Consider the following 18,333-nt stretch of genomic DNA (forward strand, 5'->3'; position numbering starts at 1 on the left):
CGATTGCGGTCGCTGCCTTGCTGTCCATTGCTCTGTCCTCCGTGTGCGCCTGCGGCTCGGTCTGCCTACCCCTGCGGCAGGCATTTCCGACGGCGGCTCTATCCCATCGCCGGCCCCGGCCTGTCAAGGTCGCGGGTCAGTCCGCGTCCAGCCCCAGCTTGTTGCGAATGAAGCCCACCGCCTGGCCCAGCCCGTCCGGCGCGATGCCGTGGCCCATGCCCTTCATCACGAAGGCATAGGTCTCGAACTCGGCGGCAACCAGCGCGTCGGCGGCCTCTTTCAGCGAAGGGAACGGCACCATGTCGTCCTGGTCGCCATGCAGCAAGAGCACCGGCATCCGGACCTTCGTCTCGGCCTGCAGCCGCTCCGGCTCCAGCAGCCGGCCGGAGAAACCGACCAGCGCGGCGATCGGGGCATCGCGGCGCGGCGCCACGTGCAGGCTCATCATCGTGCCCTGGCTGAAGCCGAGCAGGACCAGGCGATCCGGCGTCAGCCCCTCGTCGGCCAGCACCTTGTCGATAAAGGCGTTCAGGTCCTCCACCGACGTTGCCATGGAGGTCTTGGCCGCCTCTTCCGACGAGCCGTCGAGCCAGGGGATCGGGAACCATTGGTAGCCGAAGGGATTGCCCACGCAGCGCTCTGGCGCGTCGGGCGCGTAGAAGGCGGTGTCGGGCAGATGGGGCATCAGCGGATCGGCCAGGCCGAGCAGGTCGTTGCCGTCGGCGCCATAGCCGTGGACGAAGATCACCAACTGTTTCGCCGTGCCCCTGGCGGCGCCCTTGCGCCCGGATTTCAGTTCTCGTGCCATTCTTGCGCGTCCCTGCTGAATTTACCTGCCCTCGCCCGGTCCTACCCGTTCGCGACGGCCTTTGCCAGCCCGCGCCCCTCGTCCCCGCCCCGCGAACATCGCGCGGTTGTGCGGTGCGAGGGCGACTCCGGAGTTGACGATTCCGTCTCCGATCGGTGAGCGTGTCGGGAACCTTTCCAGTTTCGAGCACCAAAGCCATGACCCTGATCCGTCTCGTCCCTGTCACCGAGATCCCGCATGTCCCGCACGCCTCGGTCAAGACCGGCAATGTCGCGCTCGACAATAGCTGGATGTCCGGCTCGCGGCTGAATTCCAAGCTGCTGCCGAGCACCTCGAAATGCATTCTCAAAAGCGAGTCGATGATGCTCTTCCTGCGCGGGGGAATCGACGGCAAGGAATACGATCAGGGCCTCAACATCTTCGATGCGCCGATCGTCGATTTCGAGGGCTGGAAGGCCACCGGCTGGACCGTGCGCAGCCCCGATGTTCCGCTGTTCCAGCCCGACCAGATGCCAGCGCGCTTCAACCATGTAGATGGCTTCATGTCCGGGCACGTGCCGGTCTGCATGTCGACCGGACGGATCATCCTGTCCTACAAGTTCAAGGAGCGGAACGGGCCTTCGGACGTGATCTTCGAGGGCGATGGCGCCACGACGGTCTTCGACGCACCCTACCCAGTCGGGTTCGCCCAGAGCGTGAGCCTGTCCCTGCTCCGCCGCGGCAAGGCCGGCGACGCCGGCAAGGGGCGAAAGAAGGGGCGCGGCGAGAAGCTCGTACGCAACCAGGATTACACGTTGCGCAATGTCGGCACGGATGCGCCTCTGCAGATCGAGTATCCGCTGAACGGCAAGCCCCTGCCCCGCGGCGCGCGCCTGTCGCTGACCTACAATCTCAAGGCTTTCCGGCATTACGTCTATTCGGACGACGGCGGCAACACCTGGACCTACGGCGGCCACTATACCGACGAGAACGGACGCCCCGGCCGGTTCGGGCAATCGGCGATCCTGGAGCGGGCTCCGGGCGACTGGGTGATGGCCGACAACACCGGCGAGGACAACATCATCTCGGTGCGGTTCAGCAAGGATGGCGTAGCCTGGGGCGCGCCGATCAAGATCTATGAGCCGACGGCCGGCGACGACTGGTTCGACCAGGGCCATATCATCGGGCTGGTGTTTTTCGAGGACCCGCAGGACCCGGACTGGGTCTACCTGATCTACACCGGCGGCAACGGCTTCGACGGGCCGGACACGCCGCAGTTCGACTATCCTGAAGCCGCCGGCCTGCTGCGCTCGCGACGCGACGACATGACGAACTGGGAGCTCTATCCGCACAACCCGATCCACACCCGCGGTTCGATCTCGGGGGCCTGTTCGGGCGGCATCTGGATGCCGTCGGTGGCCCGGATCACCGATTACCTGTTCTCGTCCGGCGAGACCGTGGGTGCGCTTCCGGTGCCGCTGCGCCCCGAACAGCTCGACGGGATCCGGGACATCCAGTACGGCCAGCTCGAAGACCGCGTCGTGATCCCGCACCTTCCCGCCTATGCCGCCCGCACCTTTACCTTCGCCGTGGAATTCACCGCCGAGGAGCTGAAGGGCGACGTGCTTGCGAAATCGCGCAACAACGAGACAGATGGCGATTTCCGACTAAGCATCGAACGCAATGGCCGAATCCAGGTCATCCATTCAGTGAAAGGGCGAAAGCGCCGCGTCGGCAGCAAACCACGGACGGTGCAGGAAGGCGAGCGCCACGAGGCCATCGTAACCTTTGCCCCGGAGGGCGTGACGCTCTGGCTCGACGGCCGGAAAGTCGGAACCTCGAAGGGCAATGGCGACGTGACGGCCAATGCGAGCCCGTTCATCCTCGGCCAGGGAATTCGGAACCGGTTCGACATGCGTGGCGCGATCCACCGCTTCGCCGTTTTCGACCGGGCGATCGACCCCGCCGACCTGGAGATCACCGGCCCCGAGGATGCCGGGGTGATCGGCTGGTGGGATTTCGATGAGGCCGCACCGACCGCCGATGACACCTCCCGCGCCAACACCGCCGAGCTGCAGGGCAATGCGACCGTCACCGAGAACGGGATCCGGTTCATCGGCCCGACCTACGGCAATACCATCGCCTCGCAGCAGCTGCCCTGCACCTACCGCGGACCGCTCTGGTCGGAGATCTGGGACGCCACGCCCTTTCCCGACGGGCTCTACACGCTGCAGTCGGTGGCCCTTCCCGATGCCTGGGTCGGGCTGTCCTCGGCCGCGCCCGACGCGGCGCTTGCGCTGGTGCAAGCCCCCAGCCGGTGGCGCCTGACCTGGAAGGAAGGCCACCTGACCCTCGCCACCCCGGACCGCGTTGTCACCTCGCTCGACCGTCACAGCGACGCGCCCCCGGCACTGGCCGCCCCCATCGACGGCAATGTCACCCGCGTGCAGCAGTTCCACCTGATCACCAGCCCCGACGGCGTAAGGCTGCGCAACCGTGACAGCGGCAACATGCTCTCGGTGGCGGAGGGCAAGCTCGGGCTGCGTGCCTACCTCGGCGACGAAAGCGAGCTCTTCATGCTGGTGCCCGCGGGCTGAAGCGGCCGCGGCGGCATCCTAGCGGATGCCCTCGCGGCTCTTGGCGACGCGGAAATAGGCCCAGAGCAGCCGCGCCGCGACGCCCCGCCACGGACTCCAGTCCTCGGCCATCTGCCGCAGCGCCTTTTCGGTCGGGCGGGCTTCCAATTCAAAGATCATCCGCGCGGCCTCCTGCAGGGCCAAGTCGCCCGGCGCAAAGACATCCGCCCGTCCGAGGGAGAACATGGCATAGATCTCGGCCGTCCAGCGGCCGATCCCCGGCACCTCCACGAGCGTTGCGATCACCTCTTCCGCCGGCGAATCCCGCAGCGCGGCGTAGTCGATACGCGCCTCGGCCAGCGCCTTGGCATAGCGGATCTTCGGGCGACTGAGGCCGCAGGCGCGGAGCTCTTCCTCGGACGCCCAGCCCACCTTGCGCGGACCGGTAAGCCGCGCCGCCTTGAGCCGCCCCCAGATCGCGTCCGCCGAGGCCACCGAGACCTGCTGGCTGACGATCACCGCCAGCAGCGCCTCGTAACCGTCCTTGCGCCGTCGCAGCGGGAGCGGGCCGGTCCGGATCAGGGCCGCGGCAAAACGTGGCTCCGTCCGGGCCAGCCAGTCGGCCCCTTCGGCCACGCACTCCGGGGTTTGAATGATCCGCCCGACCCGAGACATCGCTTCACCTTTCCACGGCAAGATTCTGTTTTGCCAGCCATATCGCTATGCCGGCCGCAGGAAGACACCGGAACCGGGCACTTAAGGGGCAGGTCATCCGACGCCAACCCGAAACCTGCGCAAAGCCAGGAGCCCGCCCCTTGCTCTTTGCCGAAAACGCGGGCAATGGCGATCCATGACCGACGCCGCCCAATCCATCCAGTCCGATTCCCGCGCCCGCCGCAACGTGTGGATCCTCGTCGCAGCCCAGGCCATCCTCGGCTCGCAACTGCCGATGATCTACACCATCGCCGGGCTGGCCGGGAGCATGCTGGCGCCCAATGTCTGCCTCGCGACCCTGCCGGTTTCGATGATCGTCATCGGCTCGATGACCACCGCGCCCTGGCTGTCTTCCGCGATGCAGATGCTGGGGCGACGCGCCGGGTTCTTCATCGGCGTCTTCGGCGGAATCCTCGGGGCCGCGGTCTCGGCCCGCGGACTCTGGGTGAGCAGCTTCCCACTGTTCCTGCTGGGGTCTTACCTCACCGGGATCTACGTCTCCGCCCAGGGCTTCTACCGGTTCGCAGCCGCCGACACGGCCTCCGACGACTTCCGCCCCAAGGCGATTTCCTACGTCATGGCCGGAGGGCTGGTCTCGGCGATGATCGGGCCGACGCTGGGGACGAGCCTGGCAGACGCCTATGTCGTGCCGTTTCTAGGCACCTATCTTGGCGCGATCGCCATCAACATCGTCGGCATGTCGCTGTTCTTCCTGCTCGACATTCCGAAGCCGCCGCGTCCCGAGGCCGGCGCTCCCCGCGGTCGCAGTCGGCTCGAGCTGCTGCGCGACCCGACGGTGCTGGTTGCGATGATCTGCGGCATGACCACCTATGCGCTGATGAACCTGGTGATGACGTCGACGCCGCTCGCCGTCGTCGGCTGCGGCTTCGAGACCGAGACAGCCGGGTACGTTGTTACCGCGCATGTCCTGGCGATGTTCATTCCGTCGTTCTTCACCGGGCATCTCATCTCGCGCTTCGGCGTGCGAACCGTGATCTCGGCCGGCCTGCTAATCCTGGCCGGCGGTGGGGTGGTCGCCCTGAGCGGGGTCGAACTCGAGCAATTCTTCCTCGCGCTCATCCTGCTCGGGCTCGGCTGGAACTTCGGCTTCATCGGCGCGACCACGATGCTCTCGCAGGCCCATGCCCCGGAAGAGCGCGGACGGGTTCAGGGGATGAACGACACGCTGGTTTTCGGCTGCGTCGCCCTTGCGTCGCTGGTCTCGGGCGGGTTGATGAACTGCACGGGTGGCGATGCGCAGCAGGGCTGGATGTCGGTCAACCTGGCGATGGCACCGTTCCTCGCTCTGGCCGGAGGCGCGCTGATCTGGCTCGCCCTGCGGCCTGAAGACTGACAGCGGGGGGAACGATTTTTATTACGAAAGATCGTGCCTCCGACGGGGATGTTTCAGGACAAAAAAAGCGGATCCTGTCACGCTACCACGTGCCGCGGAGCGACCGGAGAAAGAGGCCGCCACGGCGGACGAACTCGCTTTCGTGGAGCGCACCGTCCGCGACCCGCGCGGGTTCCTTCGCCGCTCTTTCCAGCGTCGCTTTCGCCCGCCAGCCCGCCCTGAGCGCAGGAATCGCCTTGGCCGGGATCGTGGCCTTGCGAGCACGCGCGAGGCGGTCCAGCCCGGCCTGCGCAAGGGCGGCGACGGCTGCGGGCCGTCCGTCCACGAGCGGGCGGCGGCCGTGCGCCTCCAGTTCCGGGACGGCGCGCAGGTAGCTCGCGAGGCCCGCAGCCCATCCCGCGTCGCGGATCGCTGACTCGCTGCCATCCGGCGCGCCGAGTGCGTTCGCGGCAGCCCAGGTCAGCCCGGCAGCCGTCGCATCGATATAGGCGTGAAGCGCCCCATCGTCCTCGAAGGGATCACGGTAGATGTCCCACTGTCGCGCAGCGACCAGCCGGTCGAGCACCTCCACCGCCACGCCGTTCTGCCCAATGACCCCGGCCAGCGGGGAGGCGATCTCGTGGGTGTCGGGCACGGCACCTCCGGCAATCTGGGTCAGCAGATCGCGCCACCATTGCAGGCGCATCTCGCAGATCATCGGCTCGGGCGAGACCCAGGGCAGACGGGCGACCTCCACGTTGAAGGCATAGAGCGGCAAGAGCACCTCGCGCGCTACCACCGGTGCCGCCATCGTGGCCAGGAACCGGTCCGGGTCGCCCCGCGCGACGATCGCGGCGCATGCGTCCAGGCTCATTCCGGTTCCACCACGCAGAGCAGGTAGGCGATGCGATCCGGCGCAGCGCGCCATTGCGCGATCTCGGTCTCGCCTTCACGCAGGACCGCCTCGACCGCGTCGGAGACGCCCTCGGCGCGGAGCGCGGCGATGCGGTGCTCCATCGGGGCGTAGTAGGCCTCCCACGGCGCGCCGATCACCAGCCGGGTATCGAGCAGCCGATAGCCCGCAGTCGCGATCCGGGCGGCGATCCCGGCCACGTCGGTGATGGCCGGGTACTCGGCCCAGAACTCCTGTACTGCACGCGGCTCCGCGCCGCCGAGCAACACGGGCTCCGAGAACGCCACCCGGCCGGCACGCGTCAGCATCGGCCGGAACGCCTCCAGCCCTTCGGTGACGCCCAGGAAATAGAGCGCCCCGGCGCACCAGATCAGGTCGTACGGCCCCGCAAGATCGGCCATCGAGCCCTGCCAGGCCTTAACCCGCGGCCCGAACCGGGCGCAGCGGGCGGACGTGGCATCGGCGAAAGGACCGTGCAGATCGACCGCGTCGATCCAGGCCTCCGGCAGGTATTCGGCCAGCGCCTCGGTATCGGCGCCCGGCCCGCAGCCGGCATCGCAGATCCGGGCCTCGCCATGGGTGCCGGCAACGCCGATCGCCCAGAGCACGTCCTCCGGACAGCCCGGCCCTTCGCGGGGCAGCTCCCGGTGCAAGGTGAAAAAGGCTTCCTTGTCCAACCTGCGGCTCCTCAGGACGCGGGCGCGCCGTCCCGCAGCAGTTTCCACTGGATCGCCTCGAGCAGCGCCTCGAAGGAGGCATCGACGATGTTCGCCGAGACCCCGACCGTTGACCAGTGCTTCCCGGAGCTGTCCTCGCTGTCGATGATGACACGGGTCACGGCCTCTGTGCCACCGTTGGTGATCCGCACCTTGAAGTCCACCAGCTTCATGTCCTCGACAAAGGGCTGGAGCGGCCCGAGGTCCTTGGCGAGCGCCCGGGAAAGCGCGTTGACCGGGCCACGGTCCGAGCCGGTCTCGTCGAGCGATTCCGAGACCGAGAGCCGCTTTTCGCCACCGATGAACAGCACCACCACTGCCTCCGACAGCGAGATCGTCTCGCCGAAGCGGTTCTTGCGGCGCTCCACCACCACCCGGTAGCGGTCGATCGTGAAGAAGCGCGGCAACTGGCCCAGTTCGCGCCGCGCCAGCAGCTCGAAACTGGCCTGCGCCGTGTCGTAGGAATAGCCGGCCGCCTCGCGCGCCTTGACCAGATCCAGGATCCGCCCGAGCGTCGGATCGCCCGGCTCCACCACCAGCCCCGCCTCTTCGAGGCGCCTGCGCAGGTTCGACTGTCCCGCCTGGTTCGACATCGGGATGACGCGCTCGTTGCCGACGAGCGACGGGTCGACATGTTCGTAGGTCGAGGGATCCTTGAGCATCGCCGAGGCATGCAGCCCAGCCTTGTGGGCGAAGGCCGAGGCCCCGACATAGGGCGCGCCGCGGAACGGCACCCGGTTGAGGATATCGTCCATCATCCGGCTGGCGCGGGTGAGGCTCGCAAGCCCCTCCGGCGTCACCGCGGTTTCGTAGCGGCTGGCATAGGGTTCCTTGAGCAGCAGTGTCGGAATCAGCGATATCAGGTTGGCGTTGCCGCAGCGCTCGCCCAGCCCGTTCAGCGTGCCCTGGATCTGCCGCGCGCCCGCGTCGATCGCCGCCAGCGTGCCCGCCACCGCGTTGCCGGTGTCGTTGTGGGTGTGGATGCCCAGCCGGTCGCCCGGCACCCCGGCCGCGATCACCGCGCGGGTGATCTCGCCGATCTCTGCGGGCAAGGTGCCGCCGTTGGTGTCGCAGAGCACGACCCAGCGGGCGCCGGCCTCCAGCGCCGCCTGAAGGCAGGCCAGCGCATAATCCGGGTTGGCCTTGTAGCCGTCGAAGAAATGCTCCGCGTCATAGATTGCCTCGCGTCCGAGCGAGACAAGGTGCGAGACGCTGTCGGCAATCGCCGCGAGGTTCTCCTCCAGGCTCACGCCGAGCGCGGTGGTGACGTGGAAATCGTGGCTCTTGCCGACAAGACAGACCGCCGGCGTGCCCGCGTTGACGACCCCGGCCAGCACCTCGTCATTGGCCGCCGAGCGCCCGGCCCGCTTGGTCATGCCGAAGGCCAGGAAAGTCGCGTGCCCGAGTTGCGGCGGCGCATCGAAGAACTCGCTGTCGGTCGGGTTCGCCCCCGGCCAGCCCCCCTCGATATAGTCGATCCCGAGCCCGTCCAGCATTGCCGCGATCTCGTGCTTCTCCTCGAGGCTGAACTGCACGCCCTGCGTCTGCTGGCCATCGCGCAGCGTGGTGTCGAACAGGTAGAGCCGCTCCTTACTCATGCGGTGGCCCCTTCTTCTTGGTGTTCAAATACCCATTCCACGATGGCCGCCCGTGCGAATACCGGGCCGCCGGGTACGGTCGCTGAGAATTCTGTCTCGGAGAACGATAGAGGTCTCATTCGGCACCTCGGTTGCGTTCAATCGACCAGAGCAGATTGCTATCCAGCTCGTCCGTCGGAACCAGTTCGACATCGGCTTTGGACATCCTGACCTCCACGCCCGCACCAGCCAAAGCGGCCTTGAGCCTGTCGACCTCCGAGAAGTTCTTGGTCTCGAACGCTTTCTCTCGTGCCGCGATAAGCCAGCTCCTGACGTCATCAAGCTTTGAGAGGTCAGTTCCATCCGCTGGGCCTACATCTTCCCAGCCACCAAGATCCTCGGTCAGAAGCCCCAAGAGATTGGCAGACGCGAGCAGCGTTGTGACATCCGACGCGGCCGAGAGCCCGTGCAGCTCATTGATCGCCCCGGCAGTGTTTAGATCATTCGCGAGATGCGTGAGAACCATCGGATGCACGTCGCCCGGCATCACGCCCCTCGTCTGCGCTCTCCACTTGGAAAGCGTCTTCTTTGCCTCCCGCGCCTTTTCCGCCGTCCAGTCCATCGGCTTGCGGTAATGCGTCGAGAGATAGACGAAGCGGATCACCTCGCCGGGGATGCCCTGTTCCAGCACGTCGTGCACGGTGAAGAAATTGCCCAGGCTCTTGGACATCTTCTTGCCCTCGACCTGCAGCATCTCGTTGTGCATCCAGACCTTCGCGAAGTCGCTGCCCGGGTGGGCGCAGCGGCTCTGGGCGATCTCGTTCTCGTGGTGCGGGAACATCAGGTCGTTGCCGCCGCCGTGGATGTCGAAATTCTCGCCGAGCAGCGCGTGGCTCATCGCCGAGCATTCGATGTGCCAGCCCGGACGGCCACGGCCCCAGGGGCTTTCCCATCCCGGCTGGTCCATGTCCGAGGGCTTCCAGAGCACGAAATCCATCGGGTTGCGCTTGTAGGGCGCGACCTCGACCCGGGCGCCGGCGATCATGTCGTCGACCGACCGGCCGGAAAGCGCACCGTATTCATCGTATTTGTCGACGGCGAACAGCACATGCCCCTCGGCCGCATAGGCAAAGCCCTTAGCGATCAAGTCCTCGATCATCGCCACCATCTCGCCGATATAGGCGGTGGCGCGGGGCTCCTTGTTCGGCACCAGCACGCCGAGCGCGCCCATGTCCTCGTGATACCAGCGAATGGTTTCCTCGGTGATCGCGTCGATCGGCCGCCCGCTCTCCTCGGCGCGGCGGATGATCTTGTCGTCCACGTCGGTGAAGTTGCGCACGTAGGTCACGTGATCCGGCCCGTAGACGTGGCGAAGCAGCCGGTAGAGCACGTCGAAGACGATCACGGGCCGCGCATTGCCCATGTGCGCGCGGTCATAGACCGTCGGCCCGCAGACATACATCCGCACGTTCTCGGGGTCGATCGGAACCAGCAGCTCCTTGCTGCGGGTTCGGGTGTTCCAGAGCCTGATCTCGGCCATGGCTATTCCTCTCGTTCCGGGCGGCGCCGGCGGGTCTGGCAACTTCGCTCTGGAAAGGGAATGAAGGAACCGGCCCGCCTGACGATGTCAGCGGATAATGCAGATGCAGATGATGATGCTGCAACGGTTCATGGCGGCTTTCTTACCGCCAAGCCCCGCCCGCGCCAAGCCTTTTCGCGCCGGGCCTCAGCCGAGCCGCTCCAGCCGCTCGGCCACGAGATCCTGGACCTGCCACAGATGCGGATCGTGGATCCCCGCCTGGTCAAGATGGAGCACCGTGTTGAGGATGTACTCCGCCATCGATCCCAGGTGGCCGACCGCGGCGGCCAGGGTGTCGGCCAGTTCCTCCAGCGGCGGCTCCGGATCGTAGAGCGGGAAATCCGGGCTGGCGGTGAAGGCGATGGCCCGCACCGCCCCGTCCTCGCTTTCGGCCCGGACCCATTCCGGCGGCACCGGTGGCTCTGTCTTCAGGAGTGCGACGAGGCGGTCCTGCAACCCGTCCGGCGCCATTCGGATCACGAAGCCGCCACAGGCCCCGCCGCGGTCGAGGCTCAGCATCCTCCCCGGCGTCTTGGGGCTGCCCCGCATCCGCGCGTCGTGGTAGCAGAAGGCGCGCCGCCAGCCGTGCACCATCGCGGCCCGGCGCTCGATCTCCTCGAAACGCGGGTTCCAGATTAGCGAGCCTGCGGCAAAGACCCAGAGCCCCTCGCCCGGCGGCACCTCATCGATCAGGCGGGCGGCGGTCTCGGGGTAATACTCGGGCGGCGGGTCGGGCACCCGGACGGGCCCGCGCTCGTCCACCCGCGACGGAAGTCGCTCCACCAGCTCTCGGGTCAGGCGCAGCCGTGCGGTCATGATATGTCCCGTTCGGATGAAAGCATGGATCGTGAACGATAGCGCCGCGCGGCCGAAAAGCCAGATCACCGGCGAACAGGCGTCGAACGCCCCGCTTGCGGCAACGTCCGGCGAGCGGCACACTCGCGGCATGGACCGCGACGCGATCAACGCCCTCTGCGCCGGCCTGCCGGGCGCAGAGGTATCCGAGCCCTTCGGACCTGGGCACGACATCTGGAAGGTCGGCGGCAAGATCTTTGCCGCGCTCGGTGCCGAGGGGCGCGGAGTGTCGGTCAAATGCGCCGACGTGCCCACCGCCGAGATGCTGCGGGAGACCGGGCGTTTCGAGAAGGCGCCGTATTTCCACCGCTCCTGGGTGCTGGTGCCGTTCGACGCGGTGGATGCGGCGGAAGCCGCGCACCGCATTCGCATCTCCTACGACATCGTCCGCGCCAGCCTGCCGAAGAAGGTGCAGGCCGGGCTCGACCCAGCCTGATCCACTGCCCTAGCTTCGTGCCCGGCGGTTGAGCCAGCCGTGGGCGAATTCCAGCTTGTCCCGCACGGTGTCGGTCAGCACGAAAGGATATAGGTCCGCGAGCCCCATCGCCCGGTTCACCTGGTTGAGGGCCATCCCGAGATCGACCGCCGAGACGATCAGGGCCTCGGCATCGGTCGTGGCATAGGGATCGGCCGGCACGGACGCGGCGGTCGGCCACGCGACCTGCACCGCGGCCGCGGTATCCACGATGTCGGTCAGGTGGGTGAGATGGGCCACCGTCTCGGCCCAGTCCTCGTGCGGATGGGCACTGGCATAGGGGGTGATGAAACTCTCCTGCCAACCGGCGCGCGGGCCGTCCGCATAGTGGCGCTCGAGCGCCTCGCCGTAATCGGCCCGCTCGTCACCGAAAAGCGCGCGGAAAGCCTCGGGAAAGGCCAGGTCGTCGGCCAGCCGTTCGAACAGGAAATGCGCGAGTTCATGGCGCAGGTGGCCAAGCATCGTCCGGTAATCCTCGTCGAGCATTTCCCGGTTGTGGACCCGGATCGCATCATCCGCCTCGGCCACGTTGAGGGTGATGACGCCGTCGGCATGGCCCATCGTCACGTGCTCGCGGCCCTTGCGGGTGCGTTCCGCCTTGAAGTGGAAGGCCGGCAGCTGGCCCGTGTCTTCGGCCCCGAACCAGCCCCAGCGGGCCAGGTTGGCCAGCGCCCACCGCTTGGCCACTTCGCCCTCCGCCCAGAGCTCCTGGTTCGGCTCGATCGATAGGTCGGGCACGACGTCGGTCATCTGGCAGGACCGGCAGAGCCCATCGGCCCCGGGGTCGCCCACCCAGTTGCACCCGATCCGGTCGACATTCGCGCAGGGCACGGCACCGGTCACGAAGGCGTCCTGCTTATCGTCATAGCTGACCGCCGTGCCGCAGGCCCCGCACACGGAATTGCGGAAATAAAGCCGGGCGCCGCAGGCCGGGCATGTGTAGAGCTGCATCTCGTTCACTCCGTTTGACCGGCCCTCACCGGGCACGGCACACCCATTCTGATGCCCGAGACCGCGGCGCGCGGCAACGGGAATGCAGCAGAGAACGCTCAGACTGCCGGGGTGGTTCCGCCGAGGATCTGACGAAAGAGCGGCATGTCCACGTTGCCGCCGGAGAGAACGATCCCGACCTTGCGGCCCGCCATCGCCTCGCGCTCCTGCATCAGCGCCGCGAGCGCCGCGGCCCCCGCCCCTTCGGCCACGTTGTGCGTGGCGCGGAACAGCAGCCGGATGGCTTCCGCGATCTCGTCCTCGCTGACGGTGACGATCCGGTCTGCACCGGCGGCATAGATGTCGAAGGCCTCCTGCACGGGCACCCGCACGGCCATCCCGTCGGCAAAGGTGCGGGCGGTGTCGGTCTCGACCAGCGCCCCGGCCGCTACCGAAAGCTGCGCGCAGGCCGCGCGCTCCGAGACCACGCCCACGACGCGGGTCGACAGCCCGAGCGCATCGCGTGCGAGGATCGTGCCGCAGATGCCAGAGCCACAGCCGATCGGCACGTAGACGGTGTCCAGGTCGGGCGCGGCGCGGAACATCTCCCAGCCGTAGGTCGCAACGCCGCGCACCAGTTCCCGGTGGAACGGCGGCACGATCGTCAGCCCCTCGGCCCCGGCCACGCGAAACGCCTCCTCCCGCGCCGCGTCGAAATCGGAGCCATGCACCACCAGCTCGCCGCCAAATGCCCGCATCGCCGCGTTCTTTTCCTGCGAATTGCCCTCCGGCACGTAGATCAGCGCCCGCAGCCCGGCGGCGCGGGCGGCGCGGGCCTGGCTCTGGCCGTGATTGCCGCGCGTCGCGGTGCAGATGCCGGCGGCGTGCGGGTCCGTACGGCGCAGCCAGTCGATGAAAGTCACTCCGCCGCGCACCTTGAAGGCGCCGGTCGGCGCGTGGTTCTCGTGCTTCACCCACAGCTCCGCGCCCACGGCCCCGGAGAGCAACGGCCAGTGGTGCAGCGGGGTCGGCGGGACCTGTGAATGGACCAGCGTGGCGGCGACCTCCAGCTCAGCTGCGGAAAGGCGGATCATAGGGCGCTCCTGTCGCGATGCCTCGTGGGAGCCAACCACGGCAGGTTTCGGGAGACAAGCGCGGCCGGGCGTATCAGCGGCAGTAGGTGCCCATGCCGCTGCCGTAACAGGTGACGGGCCGGCCGTATTGGTCTCGGTAATCCCCCGATCCCACGGCGGTCTGCTCGATGATCAGACCCGGATTGTGATGGACCACCTGGCCGTAGGCATCCGAGCTCTGGCCCGGTCCGTAGACGTTATTGGTGACGATGCGCGGGTTGGTGTTGGGGACCCGCTGGGCCGAGTTCCACGCTGGATTGGCCCCGGGCATTGCGCGCGACTGCGAGAGCCCCGCCCCCCCACCGGCAGCATTGCCCCGGCTGTTGCCCTCGAACTCGATGGCCAGGGACGGCTCCAGTGCAGGATCGACCGGCGTGCAGCCCGCGAGGAACACCCCCACCAACGCGGCGCAGAGGGCGCTTCTGACCAATGATGTCGTCAAGAGATGCCACTCCGGACCTGTCCGAGCGCCGATGCGCGCTCAAGGGCAAGGATAGCGGAGTGAAGGCTCCAGACCAGCCCCTGCACGGGCAGGGGCGGCCCGGAAGGTTGGCGGGTGCCGCAAAATGGATCGCAGCGCCCGACCGAATCCGGTCAGAACCGGTAGTTGACGCCGATCGTCGCGGTGGTCGCGTCCACACGGCCGAAGTCCTGATAATCGTCGAAGCGATGCGCAGCGATCTCGCCGGTCAGGCTCACCGCGTCGGTCACCATGGTTTCAACGCCGATGCCGCCGAAATAGCCCCAGGCGTCGTTCAGGTCTTCGCTCGCGGCATAGCTGGCACCGGTCACGCCGTAGAGCATCGTGCGGCCGAAGTCATAGCCGCCGCGCACACGCAGGGTAGACAGCGAATCGAGGTCGCCCGCGTCGGTTTCGATGTTGCCGAAGTTCGCTTCCGCACCGAGACCCACGACCCAGTTGCCGAGATCCCAGTCGTACCCGGCGCGCACGCCGCCGATGACATCGTCACCCTCGAGGTTGTCGGTCAGCTCGCCATAGCCGAGCTGAAGACCGGCATAGCCACCCGTCCAGTCATTCGACGGGGTCGTCACGACCACCGGCGCGGGAGCCGGGGCTGGCTCGATGACAGGCTCTGCGAGGGAGCCGGCAAAGGCCGGAGCTGCCAGCGACAGGACAACGGTCGCGCCCAGAGCGCGTTTCGCAAAGGTGTTCATGGTTCTTTCCTTGTACAGGTCGTCTGCTCAGTTGTTGGTTCTTCCCCCGCTCTCGGGGGCCACAGCCGACCTAGGGGCGATGCTGCAGTTGCAAAAGGGGTCAGCCCGCCGATTTCCCCATGAGCAAACAATGCCTTGGCCATCCGCCGCCCATGACCCTACGGAAACGGGCGGAGCATCGCCAACGGCAGGGTTACTCCCCTCAACACTCTGTGAGAGACCTTGTTTCGCGGATCGGACAGGCGGGCTTACTGCTCGGCGCGCTCCGGCGTATCCTGGTGATGGAACTGCTTGCCAATCTCGACGAGGCGGCCTGTCTCGGCGATGTAATCGGAGATCGCCTTGTCGATGAAGGCCTTTTGGATCTCCTGGATTCCGGAGGGATCCTTGCAGTGCAGGATCGCGTGCTGTGTGCGCACATCCTCCCGGATGCGGTCGGCGATGAAATGGGACACTTCCGTTCCCATCTCGCTCAGGCAATAGACCCAGGCGTTGCCCAGCCAGTTTGCGTAATCGAGCCCGCTCTCGCAGGCTCCCGCCACCGGTTGCTCCGTCGCGTCACCGGAGCGCATCCGCTCCCGCGTCATGCCTTTCTTGCCGGTCATCCGGCCACCTCCCTCCAGATCCTCGGACTCAGCCTAACACGGAACATCGGAGACAGGCCGACAAACAAGGGGGCATCGGCGGATTTACACCAATCCGGAATACGGCGTCCTGTGGCGGGCCGTGGCGGCCCTAGCCGGCCGCCTTTTCCTCGAGCAGAAGCCATTCCTCCTCGGCCGCCGACAGCGCCTGCTGCCGCTCCACGAGCGCCTCGCTCGCCTTGCGGAACTTTACGGGCTCTGCGGTGAAGAGCGCGGGATCTGCCAGGAACTGTTCCAGCTTGCCGATCTCCGCTTCCAGACGCTCGATCTCGGACGGCAGAACCTCCAGGCGGTGCTTCTCCGTGAAGGTCAGACTCGGCGTCGACGCCTGCGCCGGCGCAGGCTCTGGAGCGGGCTGCGCGGCAGGTTTGACCGTGGCCGTGCGGACGGCGCCCTCGCCCGGGGTCTCGGCCGCCTCGCCCCGCTGAGCGCGGTAGTCGCTCCATCCGCCGGCATAGATCACCGCTCGCCCGTCGCCCTCCATGGCGATCGTGGTGGTGGCGATCCGGTCGAGGAAGTCCCGGTCGTGGCTGACCAGCAGCACCGTCCCATCATAATCCGAGAGCAGTTCCTGCAGCAGGTCCAGCGTCTCGATGTCGAGGTCGTTGGTCGGTTCGTCGAGCACCAGCAGGTTCGCGGGCTGCGCGAGGATGCGGGCCAGCAATAGCCGCGCCTTCTCGCCCCCCGAAAGCGAACTGACCGGCGCCCGCGCCTGCTGCTCGTTGAACAGGAAGTCCTTGAGATAGCTCACCACGTGCCGCGGGTTGCCGCGCACCATGACCTGGTCGCCGCCGCGGCCCTGCACCCGCAGCGCCTTGTCCCCGGTCAGGCTCTCCCAGAGCGTGGCGTTGGGATCGAGCTGGGCGCGGGTCTGGTCGAAGACCGCGATGTCGAGATTTGTGCCGAGCGTGAGCGTGCCCGAGTCCGGCGTCTCCTGCCCGATCAGCATCTTGAGCAGCGTCGTCTTGCCGGCCCCGTTGGGCCCGACCAGCGCCACCCGCTCTCCGCGCTGGATGCGCAGCGAGAACGGTTTTAGGATCACGTTGTCGCCGAAGGCCTTGGTGATCTCTTTCGCCTCCACCACCAGCTTTCCCGAAGCGCGCCCCGTCTCGATTGCGAGATCGGCGGTGCCCTGCCGCCGGATCTGCGCCGACCGTTCGGCCCGCAGCGCCTGCAGCGCGCGCACGCGGCCCTGGTTGCGGGTACGGCGAGCGGAGATGCCCTCGACGGCCCATTTCGCCTCGGCCTTGATCTTGCGGTCGAGCTTGTGGCGGGCCTCGTCCTCCTCGGCCCAGACCTTGTCGCGCCATTCCTCGAAACTGGTGAAGCCGTGTTCCTGCCGCCGCACGGCGCCCCGGTCGAGCCAGAGCGTCGCCCGCGTCAGCCGGTTGAGGAAGGCCCGGTCGTGGGAGATCAGAACGAAGGCCGCGCGGGTCTCCGCAAGCTGGTCTTCGAGCCAGCGGATCGCGGCGATGTCGAGGTGGTTGGTCGGCTCGTCGAGCAGCATCAGCTCCGGCGCCTCGGCCAACAGCTTAGCCAGTGCCGCGCGCCGCCGCTCGCCGCCCGAGGCCGTCTCGACCGGCCGGGAAAGATCGAGCTTCAGCCCCTCGCCGGCCATCTCGACCCGGTAGGTCTCGCCCTCGGCCAGGCCGCTGGTGGCGAAATCGCCGAGGGTCGCAAAGCCCGCCATGGTCGGGTCCTGCTCCATGTAGCCCACGTGCACGCCGGGCGGCACGATCCGGCTGCCGGAATCGGGTTCCACCAGCCCCGCCATCACTTTCATGAGGGTCGACTTGCCGGAGCCGTTGCGCCCCACGAGCGCCACCCGGTCCCCCTGCTGGACCACCAGCCCGAGGTCAGAAAACACAGGATCCCCGCCGAAGGTCAGCGAGATGTCGGACAATTGGAGAAGGGGTGCGCGTGCCATGTGCGGCGGCGTAGTCGGCGCCGCATGCCCCGTCAAGCCACCGCGAGAGGGGACGCGCCTGTCGTCACCCGGCCGGCAGGTGTCCTGCCGGGAAGGCCGGCGTCACGGTGTCGGTGGAAGGGCTGACGGCCGCCCTGCCCCGCTCCTGGATCCGGCTCGCCACGAAGCCGTAGAAGGTCGCGTGCCGGTCTTGGGCCGCGAAGGCCGCGTTGAGCAGCTGTTTCGCCTCGAAAACCTGCGCCGCCCGTTCGGCCATCGCCGCGGGCACCCGTGTCTGCCCACTTCGGATGCGCGCCGCATGCACCGCGTAGGCCTCCGCCACCCGCTCGCAAAAGCCGGGCGCCCGGGTAACACTCTCGGGCGAGAGGTGCAGCTCGTAGGCGACCGGCCCTACCGGCGCCGAGCCGCCCGTCATCGCCAGCACCTCCACCGCATGCAGCACATCCTGCGAGGGAGCTGCGGCGAAGGGGCCGGCCATGTTGCGCGGCAGAACGGCGTGAAAGCTCGCCCCACAGGCACCGAGGGTCTCCAGATCGAGACGCGCCCCCCCCGGCAGGCGGAGGAGCCCCTCGCCCTCCTGCAGCACGCTGGTTTCGCTGAAACAGAGGCCCGTGGCCCGCGCCACGGGCAGCAAGGCCGCGAGATAACCCGCCTCCCATGTGTCGTCGGCGTCGAGGCAGGCCACGAACTCACCTCGGGCCAGCGCCAGCGCCCGATTGCGCGCAGGTCCCGGCCCGGTCGCCATCGGACCGGGCGGAGCGAAGCGCAGCCCCAGACCGGCTGGAAGAACAGCGGCATAGTCGGTGCCGTCATCCGAGGCGATGACGATCTCGACCGCGTCCGCCGGCAGCCCGCAGCGCGCGACCGATGCTACGGCCCGCACAATCTGCGCCTGCGCCCGGTAGGCCGGCACGATGACCGACACCGCGATTGCACCTGTCATGTCGGACCTCTCCCGCCGCTCCGGTCCAAGGATGGCGCGGTCCCGGACAAAAGCA

17 protein-coding genes are annotated in these 18,333 nt (G+C 67.6%); 3 read left to right on the forward strand and 14 right to left on the reverse strand.

Annotation, left to right across the window (positions count from 1 at the left end; genetic code table 11):
- Positions 1–136: 136 nt before the first annotated feature.
- Positions 137–808, reverse strand: a complete 672-nt coding sequence (locus ACFQ2S_RS13695) for an alpha/beta hydrolase (protein WP_386075248.1) — start codon at positions 806–808, stop codon at positions 137–139.
- A gap of 197 nt (positions 809–1,005) precedes the next feature.
- Here ACFQ2S_RS13695 and ACFQ2S_RS13700 point away from each other — a divergent pair, with 197 nt between their 5' ends.
- Positions 1,006–3,384 carry a LamG-like jellyroll fold domain-containing protein gene (locus ACFQ2S_RS13700; RefSeq protein WP_386075250.1) on the forward strand — a complete coding sequence of 793 codons (2,379 nt, stop codon included), beginning with the start codon at positions 1,006–1,008 and terminating at the stop codon, positions 3,382–3,384.
- Positions 3,385–3,402: 18 nt separating this feature from the next.
- Here ACFQ2S_RS13700 and ACFQ2S_RS13705 read toward each other — a convergent pair whose 3' ends face one another.
- On the reverse strand, positions 3,403–4,038 hold the full coding sequence (locus ACFQ2S_RS13705; RefSeq protein ID WP_386075251.1) for a DNA-3-methyladenine glycosylase family protein: 636 nt from the start codon (positions 4,036–4,038) through the stop codon (positions 3,403–3,405).
- Between the two features lie 175 nt (positions 4,039–4,213).
- On the opposite strand from ACFQ2S_RS13705, the gene ACFQ2S_RS13710 reads away from it, so the two are divergent.
- Entirely contained in the window at positions 4,214–5,431 is a 1,218-nt protein-coding gene (locus ACFQ2S_RS13710; protein WP_386075253.1) for an MFS transporter, read from the forward strand.
- 82 nt (positions 5,432–5,513) lie between these two features.
- On the opposite strand, the gene ACFQ2S_RS13715 is transcribed toward ACFQ2S_RS13710, so the two are convergent.
- The 5 genes from ACFQ2S_RS13715 to ACFQ2S_RS13735 all read right to left on the reverse strand — a co-directional run bounded on the left by ACFQ2S_RS13715 (position 5,514) and on the right by ACFQ2S_RS13735 (position 11,011).
- Complete coding sequence (locus tag ACFQ2S_RS13715) at positions 5,514–6,284, reverse strand: squalene/phytoene synthase family protein (RefSeq protein WP_386075255.1); 771 nt, start codon at positions 6,282–6,284, stop codon at positions 5,514–5,516.
- Complete coding sequence (locus ACFQ2S_RS13720) at positions 6,281–7,000, reverse strand: class I SAM-dependent methyltransferase (RefSeq protein WP_386075256.1); 720 nt, start codon at positions 6,998–7,000, stop codon at positions 6,281–6,283. Before ACFQ2S_RS13720 ends, ACFQ2S_RS13715 begins: the two co-directional genes overlap by 4 nt.
- An 11-nt stretch (positions 7,001–7,011) precedes the next feature.
- Entirely contained in the window at positions 7,012–8,637 is a 1,626-nt protein-coding gene (gene cimA / locus ACFQ2S_RS13725) for a citramalate synthase (protein WP_386075257.1), read from the reverse strand.
- Between the two features lie 115 nt (positions 8,638–8,752).
- Complete coding sequence (cysS, locus tag ACFQ2S_RS13730) at positions 8,753–10,156, reverse strand: cysteine--tRNA ligase (RefSeq protein WP_386075259.1); 1,404 nt, start codon at positions 10,154–10,156, stop codon at positions 8,753–8,755.
- 186 nt (positions 10,157–10,342) lie between these two features.
- Positions 10,343–11,011 (reverse strand): gamma-glutamylcyclotransferase, encoded by a 669-nt coding sequence (locus tag ACFQ2S_RS13735; RefSeq protein WP_386075261.1) that lies wholly within the window; start codon positions 11,009–11,011, stop codon positions 10,343–10,345.
- Between the two features lie 31 nt (positions 11,012–11,042).
- Between ACFQ2S_RS13735 and ACFQ2S_RS13740 the strand changes: the two genes are divergently transcribed.
- On the forward strand, positions 11,043–11,486 hold the full coding sequence (locus ACFQ2S_RS13740; protein WP_386075262.1) for an MmcQ/YjbR family DNA-binding protein: 444 nt from the start codon (positions 11,043–11,045) through the stop codon (positions 11,484–11,486).
- Positions 11,487–11,495: 9 nt separating this feature from the next.
- On the opposite strand, the gene ACFQ2S_RS13745 is transcribed toward ACFQ2S_RS13740, so the two are convergent.
- The 7 genes from ACFQ2S_RS13745 to ACFQ2S_RS13775 all read right to left on the reverse strand — a co-directional run bounded on the left by ACFQ2S_RS13745 (position 11,496) and on the right by ACFQ2S_RS13775 (position 18,278).
- Complete coding sequence (locus ACFQ2S_RS13745; protein WP_386075263.1) at positions 11,496–12,476, reverse strand: zinc-binding metallopeptidase family protein; 981 nt, start codon at positions 12,474–12,476, stop codon at positions 11,496–11,498.
- Positions 12,477–12,574: 98 nt separating this feature from the next.
- Positions 12,575–13,549 (reverse strand): threonine dehydratase, encoded by a 975-nt coding sequence (locus ACFQ2S_RS13750; protein WP_386075265.1) that lies wholly within the window; start codon positions 13,547–13,549, stop codon positions 12,575–12,577.
- Between the two features lie 73 nt (positions 13,550–13,622).
- Positions 13,623–14,030, reverse strand: coding sequence for a hypothetical protein (locus tag ACFQ2S_RS13755; RefSeq protein ID WP_386075267.1), 408 nt, complete (start codon positions 14,028–14,030; stop codon positions 13,623–13,625).
- Positions 14,031–14,182: 152 nt separating this feature from the next.
- The gene (locus tag ACFQ2S_RS13760; protein WP_386075269.1) at positions 14,183–14,764 is read right to left on the reverse strand and encodes an outer membrane protein; all 582 of its coding nucleotides are present in this window, start codon (positions 14,762–14,764) and stop codon (positions 14,183–14,185) included.
- 248 nt (positions 14,765–15,012) lie between these two features.
- The gene (locus ACFQ2S_RS13765) at positions 15,013–15,369 is read right to left on the reverse strand and encodes a hypothetical protein (protein WP_386075271.1); all 357 of its coding nucleotides are present in this window, start codon (positions 15,367–15,369) and stop codon (positions 15,013–15,015) included.
- 130 nt (positions 15,370–15,499) lie between these two features.
- Positions 15,500–17,335 (reverse strand): ABC-F family ATP-binding cassette domain-containing protein, encoded by a 1,836-nt coding sequence (locus tag ACFQ2S_RS13770; RefSeq protein ID WP_386075273.1) that lies wholly within the window; start codon positions 17,333–17,335, stop codon positions 15,500–15,502.
- Between the two features lie 64 nt (positions 17,336–17,399).
- A complete protein-coding gene (locus ACFQ2S_RS13775; protein WP_386075274.1) occupies positions 17,400–18,278 on the reverse strand; it encodes a glycosyltransferase family 2 protein in 879 nt (292 codons plus the stop codon).
- Positions 18,279–18,333: the final 55 nt, after the last annotated feature.

The sequence above is a fragment of the Tropicimonas aquimaris genome, assembly GCF_042676185.1.
GTDB classification, from domain to species: Bacteria; Pseudomonadota; Alphaproteobacteria; order Rhodobacterales; family Rhodobacteraceae; genus Tropicimonas; species Tropicimonas aquimaris.

Coding starts and splice junctions, on each gene's coding strand:
- ACFQ2S_RS13765 (WP_386075271.1), bottom strand. CDS start 15,369: ATGACCGGCAAGAAAGGCATGACGCGGGAGCGGATGCGCTCCGGTGAC.
- ACFQ2S_RS13775 (WP_386075274.1), bottom strand. CDS start 18,278: ATGACAGGTGCAATCGCGGTGTCGGTCATCGTGCCGGCCTACCGGGCG.
- ACFQ2S_RS13700 (WP_386075250.1), top strand. CDS start 1,006: ATGACCCTGATCCGTCTCGTCCCTGTCACCGAGATCCCGCATGTCCCG.
- ACFQ2S_RS13770 (WP_386075273.1), bottom strand. CDS start 17,335: ATGGCACGCGCACCCCTTCTCCAATTGTCCGACATCTCGCTGACCTTC.
- ACFQ2S_RS13695 (WP_386075248.1), bottom strand. CDS start 808: ATGGCACGAGAACTGAAATCCGGGCGCAAGGGCGCCGCCAGGGGCACG.
- ACFQ2S_RS13715 (WP_386075255.1), bottom strand. CDS start 6,284: ATGAGCCTGGACGCATGCGCCGCGATCGTCGCGCGGGGCGACCCGGAC.
- cimA (WP_386075257.1), bottom strand. CDS start 8,637: ATGAGTAAGGAGCGGCTCTACCTGTTCGACACCACGCTGCGCGATGGC.
- ACFQ2S_RS13705 (WP_386075251.1), bottom strand. CDS start 4,038: ATGTCTCGGGTCGGGCGGATCATTCAAACCCCGGAGTGCGTGGCCGAA.
- ACFQ2S_RS13735 (WP_386075261.1), bottom strand. CDS start 11,011: ATGACCGCACGGCTGCGCCTGACCCGAGAGCTGGTGGAGCGACTTCCG.
- ACFQ2S_RS13750 (WP_386075265.1), bottom strand. CDS start 13,549: ATGATCCGCCTTTCCGCAGCTGAGCTGGAGGTCGCCGCCACGCTGGTC.
- ACFQ2S_RS13745 (WP_386075263.1), bottom strand. CDS start 12,476: ATGCAGCTCTACACATGCCCGGCCTGCGGCGCCCGGCTTTATTTCCGC.
- ACFQ2S_RS13710 (WP_386075253.1), top strand. CDS start 4,214: ATGACCGACGCCGCCCAATCCATCCAGTCCGATTCCCGCGCCCGCCGC.
- ACFQ2S_RS13760 (WP_386075269.1), bottom strand. CDS start 14,764: ATGAACACCTTTGCGAAACGCGCTCTGGGCGCGACCGTTGTCCTGTCG.
- cysS (WP_386075259.1), bottom strand. CDS start 10,156: ATGGCCGAGATCAGGCTCTGGAACACCCGAACCCGCAGCAAGGAGCTG.